Here is a 12813-nt window from a genome sequence, read left to right as displayed (position 1 = left end):
TTTCGCGAAACGCACGCCCATCGCACATTGCGCGCGGGCCGTCTGGCCTCCCGATGAAGGCGACCGCAGAAGGAGGCGCATGAGCCATGCCATGCAGAACCATTGCAGTAGCGAACCAGAAGGGCGGCACGGGAAAGACCGCCACCACCTTGAGCCTGGGGATCGCCCTCGCGCATCGCGGGAAGAGGGTGCTCCTCGTGGACGCCGACCCGCAGGGCGAGCGCGCCGCGACAGACGGGGCGGTGCGTGATGGGCAACGTCATCCACAGGGGCAAGGGCTCCTTCGCCTTCGTCGAGAACGCCATGTTCTTCGACCGCGGCCTCTCGGCGAAGGCCAAGGGGATCTACTGCCGGATACGCTCGCTTGGGAACAACCCCGAGCGGGTGTTCGCCGTCAAGGGCTTCGCGTCCCTCGCGAGGGACGGCGCGGACGCCGTGTCAGCCGGGAGAAAGGAGCTGGAATTTTCGGGCTATATCATCCGCGCCCGCAAGCGCAGCGAGAACGGCCACTTCCTGAAGGCGGAGGAGGCCACCTGGATCACGCTCGACGACCCGGCCATGCACGCGCAGGTGGCCGCCGAGCTCAAGGCGGACGGCTACGCCATCCTCTCGGAGTTCACGCGAGAGCCGCCCGCCAACGGGGAGGCCGAGCCGCAGGAGAAGCCCATCGACCCTGAAAACGCCCAGTCTGTGCCAGAACGGGAAAACCCGCATCTGGAAAAGCCACATCTGGGGAACCGGCGCCTATAAATTACTCATCTGGTAAAACCCTTGAACCTGATAAAGAGCCCCTCTCTTGTCCCCCCGACGAAGGCGCCCAAAGTCCCTGTAGCCGAGAGGCATATAGGAGATGTAGTAGTCCTCATCTCCCAGCTTGCAGACGATTGCGCCCTTCTCGCCGTCCTCTCAGTCCAGATGCATCTGGTCAAGCTGGTCGTCTGAGAGGTTGGACCCGGCGCGAAGGTACGTCAGGTAATTGGAAAAGACGCTTCCACCCTCTTTGGTCGAAAGCGCTATCCTGCCGTCCGGGTAGATGACGAGGCTTAGGGATTTGCCGGAGAAAGCGGCGGTCCTGATGATCTTCGCCAGGTCAGCGTTCGTGTAGGAGATCGCGATAGCCCCGTGATCGAACCCCTCGTAGGCTCCATGCTCGACGGTCTTGGTGAAGAGGGTCTCGGTGATCCCATCGCTTAGGGCGTACTCCGCCATGATTTGCCCCTCGCCGAAAAAAAGGCCCAAAGACCCCGCGATGTCCTTGAGATCGAACATCTCGCCCTGCAGCGTCCGCGCCTGGAGTGCCGCTATTTCGCTCTGCTTAGCCGAAGCGACCTGACACATAGTCGGCTGTTCGACTGTCTTTCGGATGCGTGAACAGCGCATCCGTGTCACCTGCCTCAACCATCTCCCCTAGGAGAAAGAACGCGGTCTTGGTAGATACGCGAATGGCTTGCAGCATATTGTGCGTGACCATGATCACGGTGTATTTCGATGCGAGCTCGATGACCAAATCCTCGATCTTCGCTGTGGATATCGGGTCGAGTGCGCTCGTGGACTCGTCAAGCAGCAACACTTCAGGCTGAACGGCAAGCGCACGTGCGATACACAGGCGCTGCTGCTGGCCACCCGAGAGCCCAAGGGCACTCTTCTTCAGGCGATCCTTGACTTCATCCCAGATGGCGGCATTACGGAGCGACTGTTCCACAATCACGTCGAGCTCTTCTTTGCCTTTGATCCCGTGAGTACGCGGGCCGAAGGCGATGTTGTCGTAGATACTCATGGGGAAGGGATTGGGCTGCTGGAACACCATACCCACGCGGCGGCGGAGGTCATTGACCGGCAGGTCACCATAGATGTCGTCGCCATCCAAGGAGACGCACCCGTCCACGCGGCAGCCGTCCATCAGGTCATTCATCCGGTTCAAAGTCTTGAGCAACGTCGACTTGCCGCATCCCGAAGGTCCGATCAGGGCCGTCACCTCGTTCTTCGGAAAATCGAGTGTGACGTCTTTGAGAGCATGGAACTCTCCGTAGTAAAGGTTGAGCCCCTCAACGCCCATCTTCGCTTCAGCGGCGGCGGCTTCCGCCCGTGTGCTCTGCATGCATTGCTCCTTCTCAGGCTCCATGATTCTCTTTTCGGATGCTGTGACTGCGTCCATCATCTACATTCCTCTCTTAAGTCTCTTTGCCGCGAAGTTCGCTCCCATGTTCAGAATCACAATGAGGATCAGGAGCACGACGGCTGTTGCATAGGTCTCGTCCATGTGAAGGCCCTCGCTTGCGAGCACGTACATGTGGACGGCAAGCGTTCTGCACGAATCGAAGATTGCGAAGATGCCCTGTCCACCAAAATCGGGGATCTGCGCCACGGTGCCAGCGGTGAAGAGGAGCGCGGCCACCTCTCCAACGCAGCGGCCAAGGGCAAGCAGCACGCCACCCACGATGCCAGGAAGCGCGCTTGGCAGCACACAGCGAAAGATCGTCCTGACATGGCCCGCCCCTAATGCGAAGCCGCCCTGCTTGTAGGATTCGGGGACAGCGAGAAGCGCCTCTTCGGTAGTGCGCATCACGACGGGGAGAACCATGATGGCGAGCGTGCATGCGCCGGAAATGAGGGAAAGCCCCCATCCGAGCATGGTCGTGAAGAAGAGCAAGCCGAACAGTCCGTAGATGATTGAGGGGATGCCCTGGAGCGTCTCTGCTGTCATGCGGACTGCCCTCACGAAGCGGCTCGATGAGCGCGCGTACTCCACCAGATAGATTGCCGCGCCAACGCCCGTCGGCACAGATAGCGCCAAAGCGAGCAGGGCCATCAGGATGGTATCGATGAGAGCAGGCATGAGCGAGACGTTCTCGGAAGTGTAGGTCCACTCGAACAGGGAGGGCTTGAGATGAGGGATGCCGTTTATAAGGATGTATCCCACGATCCCCGCCAGGACCAGAGTCGTGAGGATGGTTCCCACGTACACGAGAGTGCGCAGAATCTTCGACGTCATCGCTCCTCACCCCGCTTCTTGATGGCGCTGAACAGGAGGCTGATGAGCATGATGAAGACGAACAGCACGACGCCGGTTGCTATGAGAGCGCCCCTGTGGAGGTCGGCGGCATAGCCCATCTCCAGAACAATATTCGCGGTCATCGTGCGAACGCCGTCGAAGATGGAGTTCGGTATGACGGGCTGGTTTCCCGCGACCATAACGACTGCCATGGTCTCGCCGATCGCACGCCCGACTCCCAGCACGACAGCCGCCATGATTCCCGAGAACGCAGCAGGCACGAGGATGCGGAACACGGCCCGCTCATGGGTTGCGCCCAAGGCAAGGGCTCCCTCGTAGTAGCTTCTCGGAACGGCATCGAGGGCGTTCTTCGCCACGGTGATGATGGTGGGAAGAATCATAATCCCCAGCAGCAGGGATGCTGCCAGAAGCGAAAGGCCCCTGCCAGGCATCGTCATCCTGATGAAGGGGACGAGCACCATCAACCCAAAGAAGCCATACACGACAGAGGGGATGCCGGCGAGCAGCTCGATGCCCGGCCGCAGAACGGATGCGACCCTGCTGCCCGCAAAGCGCGACAGGTATATCGCCGTCAGGATGCCCGCCGGAACACCGACGAGGATGGCACCGGCGGTTACGTAGATGCTCCCCACGATCATGGGAAAGATGCCGTACATGCCGCTTCCCGGCTTCCAGGTGGTGCCCAGCAGGAACTCGGGGATGCCGATCTGGAACATCGCCGGAAGCCCGTTGGCGAAGAGGAACACGCATATCAGGGCAACTGCCAAGATCGAAATCGCGGCAGCAAGGGTGAACAGCACCCTCGCAAAGCCTTCTTTCCTTGCAGACTTCGACATATAGCTAGCCGATCACTTCTGCCCACGTGAGCGCTTCGCCGGAAAAAATCGCCTTCACTTGGTCGCTGGTGAGGCTGTCGACGATGGATGCGGGGGCGACGATCACGGCGATTCCGTCCTTGGCGATAGCCGTGGCGCTGACCCCGGACGAAGCCTCCGAATCCTTCAGGTCACGCGATGCCATACCGATGTCGCACGTGCCCTCGATGGCCATGTTGACGCCGGTGGTGGAGTCGGATTGCTGAACCTCGATGGTTACGTCAGGATTCACGGCCTTATACGCTTCGGCGAGCTTCTCCATGATGGGGGTGACCGAGGAGGACCCCGCGATCACGACTTTGCCACTTGCGCCAGTAGCGGTAAAGGGAGCTGCATTCTCGTCAACGCCTATGTAGCCGTTATCCTCGATGATCGCCTGGCCATCGGAGCTCATGATGAAGTCCACGAAGTTCTGTGCCGGTGCGCTGAGGTTCTCGGCGAACACGATGTTGAATGGCCTGGACACCTTGTAGTCGCCGCTCTTCACGTTCTGCGCCGTTGCCTCGATGCCGTCGATCTTGACGGCCTTGACAGTGTCGTTGAGCGAGCCCAAGGAGATGTAGCCGATGGCGTCCGGGTCGCTGGCGACAGAGGTCATCATCACCGAAGTGGAATTAGTGATGGCAGCGGCGTCCGTGGTCATGTCGACTTTGTTGCCAGCCGCATCCTTCTCCTCAAGTCCGAAAAGCTCTATGAACGCACCGCGCGTGCCCGAGCCATCTTCACGCGAGTAAACCGATATCTGATTGCTCGTCTGCGCCTCGGATGCGCTGGGACTCCCCGATTGGGTTTCGGGTGAGGAGCAGCCGAAGGCGCTCATCATTCCGAGCGTGAGAATCGCCGCAGCAGCGATAGTGAGTACTTTTCTTGTCATGTTTTTGGTCATGTCGATTCCTTTCTCTGAAAGACGCCTCCTCTCACAGGAGGGAGCCTAAGAGGAGGCTCTGCTCAAGCATGACCAAGCCGTATGCGCGCCTTGTCAGAGGCCCGTAAAGTCTTTGCAAAGTTTCACGGCAGAGCAAATCGAAACGGGACACCTTCTTCTCAATTTGGGACATCTTTTTCTCGGATGAATCGCAGGGTTTTAGCCTTGCTCGTGAAATGTGCATCCCCGGACCTACCAATCCTGGGACCGCGATTGGCTGAAGTTCGCGGCGGATGCGGGCTTCGAGGGCGTGCGCCCCTATGCCCTGCGCCACATCTTCGCCACCTTGAACCTCGCCAACAGGAAGAACACCAAGGCGGAGGAGGCACTGATGGGGCATGCGAGCTCCGCCTGCACGCTCGACCTCTATGCGGCCTACGCGCCCAACACGGGCATAGGAATCGGCAAGCGCTACATGAGCTTCCTTTGAGCCGCCGCCTAGGCGTCGCTCATGATGATTTGCTGAAATACCTAAGGGTTCTAAGGAGGTTAGAGTATAATGTTCTCCCACTGCGGGCGTGGTTCAATGGTAGAACTTGAGCTTCCCATGCTTACAACGCGGGTTCGATTCCCGTCGCCCGCTCCACAAAACGCCACGGCCGGTAACCCCGGCCGTTTTTGTTGCCAGCACCGTTTATGAGGGGGGGGGACATGGCCATCACGGTGAACATCTACTATTGCGGCGCCGGTGGAAGCGCTCGGCGGTTTGCCGAAGAGATGTTGGCTTCGGGCACGGTGGAGGCCATTCGCGTCGAGCCGGGCAACCTGCGATACGAGTACTTTCTGCCCCTGGCCGATGAGGAGACGGTGCTGCTGATCGACAGCTGGGAAGACCAGCGGGCCCTCGATGCGCAACATGCGTCCCCGATGATGGCCGCCATTGCCGCATTGCGCGAAAAGCATGACGTGCGCATGACGGCGGAGCGCTACGTGACCGACGAGTCCCACAACCCCGCCGCCGACAGCGCCCTCGTGCGCGAGTAGGAAGAACGCAGAGCCTTCTCCCCTTCGCGCCCCCGCGCCTTTGTCATACAGGCCGCGCCTCCAGTTGCACGCTGCTGCGGTTTGCCAGGGATTGGTAGTTGGGCCCCAGCCACAGCGGCAGCTCTTCCTGTTGCAGCACCACGGGCATGCGGTGGTGTACCGGCGCCACGCAGCGGTTGGCTTCGGTGGTGACCACTGAAAAACGGTTGTCCCGCCAAATGCATCCAAGAAACAGCGGCCCTCCGTCAGGCGCGCGAAACTCGTAAGGCCGCTTGATGGGCTTGCCGGTTTTCGGCGAAGGCACCGTTTCCGTTTGGTGGCTCTCGAAAAACGCCGGCGCTACCACGAAACATCGGCAGTGCGCCATGGCCTCGCGCCAGGTGGGCTTGGCGGCGCTTTCGATGCGGCTGTTGAAGATGACCCCCGTCTGCCAGGGCTCGTCGAACCCCCAGGTCAGCTCGCAGGCCCCCAGGCTGCCGGGCACAAGCGGCGCCCCCAGGGCTGGGTTGAACATCGGCACTATCACGGGCACTTTCGACTGCGGAAAGGCGCTGGGCCGCTGCGCCGGCCAATCTGGTTCCAGCACCACCGGCGAGGCCATCTCAATCTTCTGGATGACCCCAAGGGTTTCGTCAAGGGTGAGTATGGTGAACTGCCGGCACATGGGCCCATGGTACCACGGGGCGAGCCCCGGCCGTCCGGTGATGCAGTGGCGCGGGAGGACGGCCGCCTAGGGCAGCTCCACCACGAACGACGGAGGCAGGGAATCGGGCTTCAAAAACGCGGCGAGGTACCAGGGCATGTAGGCAATGGTGAATTCCGAATCGGACCAGCCGCATACCAGCTCCGTTACGTTGTAGCAGGGTAGCGCAACCGCAGTGGGCATGCCCCCCCACAATGAGGTAGTAGGAGAATAGCTCCTGCGATGGTTGGTGATGAACAGACGGAACAGAATGCTGCGAAGACGTGGCTGTTATGAAGGCGATTGGTTTGATGGATGAGCAAGCTGCGACGAAAACAGCAATCTGAAAACGCCAGTTTGCGACGAAATTAGCAAAGTGATGTCTTGTCCGACCTATAGGGCCAGCTTTCATGCCGTCAATCGGCGTCAACCTAGGCCGCTGCTCTCCCTGGCCGCTTGTTGAGGAGGGGCCTCTAGGCTCCGATGAGCCCGATCATCTCCGCGATGTCCTCGGTGATCATTTGCACTTTGGACTTCTCTATCTGGATGTTGCCGCCGGTCATGATGTAGGAGGGCATGACGCGCTTGCCCATGGCGCAGAGCAAGCATGACGACGTGCGGCAAGCATCCCCTAGTGGCCGCGATGCCTCTGCTTGCGCTTCTCCGTCCGCTTGGCGAACTGCTCGCGCCTGCGCTCTTCTTTCCGTTGCCGAGAAAGCGCCTCGCTGGTTTCTATCGCTACGCCGCGCTGCTCTGCGAGCGTCTGCTGCGCCTTGGTCCCGCGCCAGGCGCCCGATCGCACCTCCTTCTCGATCACGCGGCGGAGCCTCTTGGGGTTGATGCGCTTGGACTCCTTGGCCTCGACCTGGACCTCGCGCGTGAAGCGAAGGTCGTTCCAGTGGTCGCGGATGAAGTCGAACACCTCGGGCGTGGTGGGTTCTGCGCCGAAGACGTGCTTCGCCACGCTGTAGCTGTCGCCGTCCTCGCACTCGACGAGGCCGATCCAAAACGGCTCCTCGAAGCGCACGGTGAGTTTGCACAGGCTCATCGCAGTTCCTCCTTTATGTCGATGACGAACCTGAAGGAGGGACAACCAAGGAGGCAGGTTACTGACGGCTCGTCGCAAGAGGGCGGCCGCACCCCGACTACCCGACGGGGTCGTGTTTTTACCTTCTAGGACAAGTATACCGCAGGAGGAGCGCCCGAAACCGTCGCCGCGCTGAAGCGACTGAAGGGGCCACATCCGGGTTGACGACCCAGATCTGCTCCCAGGCGTGGGGTGAAGAGACGCCGTATTCGCGCTAAGTATCCCTTCATGCGATGACGGAATAACTGAAGGAATAAAACGCTCCCAAACAGACTTCGGAGTAGCTTCGTAGTAAAAGAAGTGGATGTCTGCTGGTTACGGGAAACCGGCGCTTAGCGAACAGGTGAACCCTGAGCGATCGAGCATTTTCCGGGTTGGGGAGCCGGATTAACACCTGGAAAGCTGCACTACAGTTTTGAAGCCGCCTTCGACGGGAGCCGTAAAGGAGAGATTTCCCTGGTGCGCCCTTATCACCCGAGACGCGATTTGCAAGCCGAGCCCGTGACGAAGGTCGAGGTTTTCGTCGGTGCTGCTCGCGTGTTCCTGAGATTTAAGAAGGGCGAGCAGGCCTTCTCCGGCCGCCCCCACCCCGTCATCTTCAATGGTGATGAGCACATGCTCATCGGTCGCATTCAGCCCTATGCGTATGCGGCAGCCCTGCGGGTTGTGCGTGACGCTGTTCTGCAGGATATTCCCTATCGCCCGTCCGAGCAAGCGCTCATCGCACTCAACGGCCGCCTTTTCGGCCTCCTGTTCGATTTCCATCTCGTAGGAATACCTCGTTTCCGGGCATGCGTTAATCGTATCTGCCACCGCCTTGCGAACGATCTTCGAGGGCTTCGCTTTCGCCTTATGCAAGGGCTGCATGTCGTACTCCAGCTGGGAGGCAAGATTCAGGTCGTTGATCAGGGTGCTGATCTTGACGCTCTGCGCGCTGATAAGGGCAGCGCGGCCAGACACATCCGATGGGGCAGAGGCGTCGCTGGCGATGCGCTCCGCATTTCCCATGATGAGGGTGAGCGGGGTGCGGATGTCATGGGATATGCCGGCAATCCAGTTCGCACGCGCCTCATTCTGCTTGGCGATGAGGTCGGACGCGCGAGTCACGCTCTCCGAAAGATTCGCAAGCGTCCCCTTCGGCAGAGGATGCGCCGCCTTGCCCGTTCCCAGTGCCTCGATGGCATCCTCGATGGGCTCCAATCCAGACAGAGTGCGCCTCTTTGAGAGCCAATAGGCTAGAAAGAGGCAGCCGACATCGAGGAGCGCCATCACCACGAGGAAAGGCGGGAGAGCTTGCACCGCCTGCATGGGGATGTAGTTGCTTGTGATCTTCATGTAGCTGTCCTTGGGATAGCCCAAGACCAGCAGGCCGGCGTCAGTGACGCGGGTGAAAACAGGGTAGTCGGAGATATATCCCTTCGAGAAGCGCGCGACGTCCTGCAGAGTGTAGTGGAGGGGAACGCCCTCGGGAGCGTCAACCGACCACGAGCAGTCCCCATCCGGCTTTATGAACAGCGCCCATATGCCGTTTTCCCGTAGCTTGCTCCTCGCCTCCGGAGATGCCTCCGATGCGCTTGTTGTGTCCTCAATGGCATGGAGCATGGCCGCGGGCGAGGCATCTCCGGCCTCATGGGCGACTGCTCCGGAGAAGAAGATGCCGAACGCCGCCGCATTGAACGCCAGCAAAGCGACCATCAGGGCGGCGAAGAACGCGAGGTTTCTCGCGATATAGGGGCGCAGGGACTTCACGGCATCACCTGCAAACCATCAGCTTGTACCCGAGCCCCTTGCAGGTGATGAGCGACACGGGATGCGATGGATCGCGCTCGATCTTCTCCCGCACGCGCCTGATGTGGGCATTGAGGGGGTTCTCGTACCCGAATGCGTCCCCGCCCCACAAGGCATTGCAAATGGCGTCGGTTGTGACCACTTTGCCCTGATTGCGGGAAAGAATCTCCAGCAGCGCGAACTCCTTTGCCGTGAGCGAGACCGGGCCGTCTTCGCGCACGGCTTCGGCCCTGTCGAAATCGATCACGCAATAATCAAGTTGGACCCTTGGCTCAACCGCGGGGTATGACCTCCTGAGTACTGCGTAGACGCGCAGCAAGAGCTCCTGGGGAAGGAATGGCTTGGGAATGTAGTCGTCGGCTCCCAGGCCCAGGCCCGATATCCTGTCGATGGGCTCGTCTTTCGCCGTGAGGAATATCACGGGGATGTCGGACGACTTGCGCACCTGCCGCATGAGCGAGAACCCGTCGCCATCGGGAAGCATCACGTCCAAGATTGCCAGCTCCGGATTAACTTCATCGGAGCGCTCAAGCGCGTCCTTTGCATTTGCTGCGGTGAATATCTCCCCGAACCCAGCGTCGGTCAGGATATCTGACACGAGGGCAAGAAGCTCCGGCTCGTCGTCCACGAGCAAGATTCTTTTGCTGTGCAAGAGAGCGTAATCCACGAGGTGCCTTTCTCAAACCTATCCACTGTGCAGAATACAGTCCCGCGCCTGGGCTGTACGCGAAAGTAAGGAAAAAGTCAGGTGCACAATCGAGGAATGTCAGGCGGGGCGAATACCTTGATTTCCGTCGAAAGGAGCAACGATGAAACATGCGCAACCAGGGCGTTCGAGGCGCCATCCTCTCATCATCGAGACCCGCAATCTGACGAAGCGCTACAAGGACTTCGTCGCCGTCAACGATGTCTCAATGCATGTGCGGAAGGGGAGCATCTACGGGTTCCTCGGGCCCAACGGAGCGGGAAAGTCAACGACCATGAAGATGCTGCTCGGCCTCACGGCGCCCACATCGGGCGCCTTCGAGATCGGCGGTATGCGCTTTCCGGACAGCCGGGTGGCGATCCTCAAGGAGGTCGGCTCCTTCATCGAGTCTCCCTCTTACTACGCCAACCTCACCGGAAGGGAGAACCTCGATATCATCCGGAGGATACTGGGCCTGCCTGCGAGCTCCGTGGACGAGGCCCTGGAACTCGTGGGCCTGTCGGAGTTCGGCGGCCGCCTCGCGAAGAAGTACTCGCTTGGCATGAAGCAGCGGCTGGGGCTTGCCGAGGCCCTTCTTGGAAGGCCTCCGATCCTCATCCTAGACGAGCCGACGAACGGCCTGGACCCTGCCGGAATACACGAGATCAGAAACCTCGTCAAATCACTGCCGAAGGCCTTCGACTGCACGGTGCTCGTCTCTTCCCACATGCTGTCGGAGATCGAGCTCATGGCTGACGATATCGGCATCTTGAACCATGGGACGATGCTCTACGAGGGAAGCCTCGACAACCTGCGCGCCCAGGCGATTGCCTCGGGCTACGCCGCCGAGAACCTGGAAGAGCTGTTCTTGGCGATGATAGAGCAGGACAACCTCTTGCGGAAGCAGAGGGCCGTCCTATGAGCGCGCTGTCGATCGAGCTGCGCAAAGAGCGCAGGACGGGCATCGTTTTCGTGCTCTTGGCGATCGGCGTCTTGGGAGCCCTTTACGCATGCGCGAACTTCCTCGTCCGCGGAGAGACGCTGCTCGGCATGCCGCTCGACCCGATGGACATCCTGCTCACGCAGCTCTACGGGATGATCGTCGTCATCAACATGTTTGGGGTCATCGTGGCGACGTGCATGATCTACGGCATGGAGTTCAGGGGCGATGCCATCAAGAAAATGCTCGTGATGCCCATGAAGATGCCTTCGATGTACGTGAGCAAGTTCCTCGTCCTCGCTGTTGGGCTGCTCACCGCGGTCGCGATGCAGAACGGAGTGCTCGCCCTGATCGGAGCGAGCAGCCTGCCCGAAGGGGCGTACGATCCTGGCGCCGTGATCGCCTTCGCCGGCTACTCGCTCATCACCAGCATGCCCGTTCTTACCCTCATGCTGCTCGTGTCGTCGCGCATCGAGAACATGTGGATACCCCTCGGCATAGGCGTGGCGGGCTTCTTGAGCGCCATGGCGCTCGCCAGCGTCGACTCGCCCCTCGTCCTGGCCCACCCCTTCGTCCTGATGCTGAAGCCGGCGATTGCCATGAGCGGCCAGCCGGACTTCCTGGCCATCGCGGTTTCGGCGGCGCAGACGGTCATCTTCCTTGCGGCTGGGCTCTGGCTTTCCGGCCGCAGGCGCTACGAGTAGGAGGCAGTTATGGGATTTACAAGCCTTATCGGAATCGAGTTCATGAAAGTGCGCAGGTCGAAGATCGTCCCGCTCATCTTCATCGCGCCCATCCTCGTGGTCGTATCGGGGGTGGCGAACTTGAGCCGCTACTTCACCCCCGAGTACACAAACGCATGGCCCGCGATGTTCGTCCAGAGCGCGCTCGTGTACGCGTATTACCTGCTCCCGCTCAGCATGATCGTCGTGTGCGTGATGATTGCGGGCAGGGAGACGTCGCACAACGGCATCCTGAAGATGCTCGCGCTCCCCGTCAGCCGCTACAAGCTCTCCCTGGCGAAGTTCGTAGTCGTCACGTTCTTCCTTCTCATGGAGATCGCTGTGTTCTTCGCGGTCTTCGTGATCGCCGGGCTCATCGCCACCCAGATGATGGGGGTGCGGGAGACATTGCCCATCGGCTACCTGCTGAAGTCCTGCGCGGGCCTTTTCCTGACCATGCTGCCCGCCGTTGCCGCCATGTGGGCGATAACGGTGGTCTTCGAGAAGCCCCTCATCACCGTCGGGCTCAACCTGCTTCTCGTCATCCCGGGCGTTCTCGTCGCGAACACCCCCGCCTGGATAGCTTATCCGTACTGCTATAGCGGCTACCTCGTCTCGTGCTCGCTCCATGACTTCACGGCCGAAATGGCATCGACCGCGTTCCAGCCGTTCCCGTTCGTCCTCTTCGCGGCGCTGCTCTTCACGGCGTTCCTCTCATTGTCGGTGCTTCGATTTGGAAAAAAGGAAATGAGGTAAGAAATGAACACGAAGATCATCTCACCCTTGGGTATTGTCGCTTTGGTGCTGGGGTTGCTTCCCCTTTGCGCCCTTCTGCCCGGAGCTTTCGGCTACTCTTTGACGGACGAGGTGCGCACAGGATGGATGCTCGCGAACTTCGCGTTCATCGCAGCAAGCCTCGTGCTCGCAATCATCGTAAAAAGCAGTTCCGAAGATCAGGGCGCGGGCACGAAGATCGTCGCGACTGCAGTTATCGTTCTGGACGTGTTCTGGGCGCTGTTGGTCATAGGCCTGTTCGCGCTGGCATTTGTCGTTTCCTTCCAGTCTGGGCAGCTGCTCCTGCTCTGACGGAGGCGGCTTGTCTTCCTTATGGC

The 12813-nt window shown here is 60.2% G+C and carries 17 protein-coding genes, 1 tRNA gene and 1 pseudogene; 9 read left to right on the top strand and 10 right to left on the bottom strand.

All coding sequences use genetic code 11. The features are described 5' to 3' along the window. Positions 1-86: 86 nt before the first annotated feature. A pseudogene (locus DMP11_RS10700) lies at positions 87-227 on the top strand (ParA family protein); the annotation flags it as partial. Between the two features lie 22 nt (positions 228-249). Then, positions 250-750, top strand: a complete 501-nt coding sequence (locus DMP11_RS06585) for a helix-turn-helix domain-containing protein (RefSeq protein ID WP_235870198.1) — start codon at positions 250-252, stop codon at positions 748-750. 156 nt (positions 751-906) lie between these two features. Here DMP11_RS06585 and DMP11_RS10370 read toward each other — a convergent pair whose 3' ends face one another. From DMP11_RS10370 to DMP11_RS06560, 5 genes are all read right to left on the bottom strand, one after another. Next, positions 907-1209 (bottom strand): hypothetical protein, encoded by a 303-nt coding sequence (locus tag DMP11_RS10370; RefSeq protein WP_136845909.1) that lies wholly within the window; start codon positions 1207-1209, stop codon positions 907-909. A 106-nt stretch (positions 1210-1315) separates the two neighbouring features. Next, a complete protein-coding gene (gene pstB / locus DMP11_RS06575) occupies positions 1316-2158 on the bottom strand; it encodes a phosphate ABC transporter ATP-binding protein PstB (protein ID WP_439956708.1) in 843 nt (280 codons plus the stop codon). Then, positions 2159-2992 carry a phosphate ABC transporter permease PstA gene (gene pstA / locus DMP11_RS06570; RefSeq protein WP_123185714.1) on the bottom strand — a complete coding sequence of 278 codons (834 nt, stop codon included), beginning with the start codon at positions 2990-2992 and terminating at the stop codon, positions 2159-2161. Then, positions 2989-3813 carry a phosphate ABC transporter permease subunit PstC gene (gene pstC / locus DMP11_RS06565; protein WP_235869415.1) on the bottom strand — a complete coding sequence of 275 codons (825 nt, stop codon included), beginning with the start codon at positions 3811-3813 and terminating at the stop codon, positions 2989-2991. The genes pstA and pstC overlap by 4 nt, the downstream gene beginning before the upstream one ends. Before the next feature lie 40 nt (positions 3814-3853). Continuing rightward, positions 3854-4774, bottom strand: a complete 921-nt coding sequence (locus tag DMP11_RS06560) for a substrate-binding domain-containing protein (RefSeq protein ID WP_214647060.1) — start codon at positions 4772-4774, stop codon at positions 3854-3856. A 217-nt stretch (positions 4775-4991) separates the two neighbouring features. Between DMP11_RS06560 and DMP11_RS06555 the strand changes: the two genes are divergently transcribed. The 3 genes from DMP11_RS06555 (at position 4992) to DMP11_RS06545 (ending at position 5797) form a co-directional block, all read left to right on the top strand. Then, positions 4992-5243 carry a site-specific integrase gene (locus DMP11_RS06555; protein ID WP_123185712.1) on the top strand — a complete coding sequence of 84 codons (252 nt, stop codon included), beginning with the start codon at positions 4992-4994 and terminating at the stop codon, positions 5241-5243. 82 nt (positions 5244-5325) lie between these two features. Then, positions 5326-5399: transfer RNA gene (locus tag DMP11_RS06550), tRNA-Gly, on the top strand. 65 nt (positions 5400-5464) lie between these two features. Beyond that, positions 5465-5797: an antibiotic biosynthesis monooxygenase family protein gene (locus tag DMP11_RS06545; protein WP_123185711.1), complete on the top strand. Its 333-nt coding sequence runs from the start codon at positions 5465-5467 to the stop codon at positions 5795-5797. Positions 5798-5840: 43 nt separating this feature from the next. Here the strand turns inward: DMP11_RS06545 and DMP11_RS06540 are convergent, their stop codons facing one another. The 5 genes from DMP11_RS06540 to DMP11_RS06520 all read right to left on the bottom strand — a co-directional run bounded on the left by DMP11_RS06540 (position 5841) and on the right by DMP11_RS06520 (position 10021). Then, positions 5841-6461 carry an SOS response-associated peptidase family protein gene (locus DMP11_RS06540; RefSeq protein WP_123185710.1) on the bottom strand — a complete coding sequence of 207 codons (621 nt, stop codon included), beginning with the start codon at positions 6459-6461 and terminating at the stop codon, positions 5841-5843. Positions 6462-6527: 66 nt separating this feature from the next. Beyond that, entirely contained in the window at positions 6528-6683 is a 156-nt protein-coding gene (locus DMP11_RS10310; RefSeq protein ID WP_161555320.1) for a hypothetical protein, read from the bottom strand. Between the two features lie 427 nt (positions 6684-7110). Beyond that, on the bottom strand, positions 7111-7527 hold the full coding sequence (locus DMP11_RS06530) for a YjdF family protein (RefSeq protein ID WP_161555319.1): 417 nt from the start codon (positions 7525-7527) through the stop codon (positions 7111-7113). Positions 7528-7953: 426 nt separating this feature from the next. Then, on the bottom strand, positions 7954-9315 hold the full coding sequence (locus DMP11_RS06525; protein WP_123185708.1) for a sensor histidine kinase: 1362 nt from the start codon (positions 9313-9315) through the stop codon (positions 7954-7956). A gap of 4 nt (positions 9316-9319) precedes the next feature. Continuing rightward, positions 9320-10021: a response regulator transcription factor gene (locus DMP11_RS06520; RefSeq protein WP_123185707.1), complete on the bottom strand. Its 702-nt coding sequence runs from the start codon at positions 10019-10021 to the stop codon at positions 9320-9322. Between the two features lie 142 nt (positions 10022-10163). Here DMP11_RS06520 and DMP11_RS06515 point away from each other — a divergent pair, with 142 nt between their 5' ends. From DMP11_RS06515 to DMP11_RS06500, 4 genes are read left to right on the top strand one after another with little or no spacing between them, the layout of a single operon-like run. After that, on the top strand, positions 10164-10961 hold the full coding sequence (locus tag DMP11_RS06515; protein WP_123185706.1) for an ABC transporter ATP-binding protein: 798 nt from the start codon (positions 10164-10166) through the stop codon (positions 10959-10961). Beyond that, positions 10958-11683, top strand: coding sequence for an ABC transporter permease (locus DMP11_RS06510; protein WP_123185705.1), 726 nt, complete (start codon positions 10958-10960; stop codon positions 11681-11683). The genes DMP11_RS06515 and DMP11_RS06510 overlap by 4 nt, the downstream gene beginning before the upstream one ends. 9 nt (positions 11684-11692) lie before the next feature. After that, the gene (locus DMP11_RS06505; protein WP_123185704.1) at positions 11693-12457 is read left to right on the top strand and encodes an ABC transporter permease; all 765 of its coding nucleotides are present in this window, start codon (positions 11693-11695) and stop codon (positions 12455-12457) included. 3 nt (positions 12458-12460) lie between these two features. Next, positions 12461-12787, top strand: coding sequence for a hypothetical protein (locus tag DMP11_RS06500; RefSeq protein WP_123185703.1), 327 nt, complete (start codon positions 12461-12463; stop codon positions 12785-12787). Positions 12788-12813: the final 26 nt, after the last annotated feature.

The sequence above is a fragment of the Parvibacter caecicola genome (genome assembly GCF_003725335.1).
Lineage (GTDB): Bacteria > Actinomycetota > Coriobacteriia > Coriobacteriales > Eggerthellaceae > Parvibacter > Parvibacter caecicola.
The sequence above is the reverse complement of the archived record's forward strand: the minus strand, read 5'-3'. Positions and strand labels throughout refer to the sequence as shown.

Coding starts and splice junctions, on each gene's coding strand:
- DMP11_RS06545 (WP_123185711.1), top strand. CDS start 5,465: ATGGCCATCACGGTGAACATCTACTATTGCGGCGCCGGTGGAAGCGCT.
- pstB (WP_439956708.1), bottom strand. CDS start 2,158: ATGATGGACGCAGTCACAGCATCCGAAAAGAGAATCATGGAGCCTGAG.
- DMP11_RS06515 (WP_123185706.1), top strand. CDS start 10,164: ATGAAACATGCGCAACCAGGGCGTTCGAGGCGCCATCCTCTCATCATC.
- DMP11_RS06560 (WP_214647060.1), bottom strand. CDS start 4,774: ATGACCAAAAACATGACAAGAAAAGTACTCACTATCGCTGCTGCGGCG.
- DMP11_RS06510 (WP_123185705.1), top strand. CDS start 10,958: ATGAGCGCGCTGTCGATCGAGCTGCGCAAAGAGCGCAGGACGGGCATC.
- DMP11_RS06500 (WP_123185703.1), top strand. CDS start 12,461: ATGAACACGAAGATCATCTCACCCTTGGGTATTGTCGCTTTGGTGCTG.
- DMP11_RS10310 (WP_161555320.1), bottom strand. CDS start 6,683: ATGCCCACTGCGGTTGCGCTACCCTGCTACAACGTAACGGAGCTGGTA.
- DMP11_RS06530 (WP_161555319.1), bottom strand. CDS start 7,527: ATGAGCCTGTGCAAACTCACCGTGCGCTTCGAGGAGCCGTTTTGGATC.
- pstA (WP_123185714.1), bottom strand. CDS start 2,992: ATGACGTCGAAGATTCTGCGCACTCTCGTGTACGTGGGAACCATCCTC.
- DMP11_RS06540 (WP_123185710.1), bottom strand. CDS start 6,461: ATGTGCCGGCAGTTCACCATACTCACCCTTGACGAAACCCTTGGGGTC.
- DMP11_RS06505 (WP_123185704.1), top strand. CDS start 11,693: ATGGGATTTACAAGCCTTATCGGAATCGAGTTCATGAAAGTGCGCAGG.
- DMP11_RS10370 (WP_136845909.1), bottom strand. CDS start 1,209: ATGGCGGAGTACGCCCTAAGCGATGGGATCACCGAGACCCTCTTCACC.
- DMP11_RS06585 (WP_235870198.1), top strand. CDS start 250: ATGGGCAACGTCATCCACAGGGGCAAGGGCTCCTTCGCCTTCGTCGAG.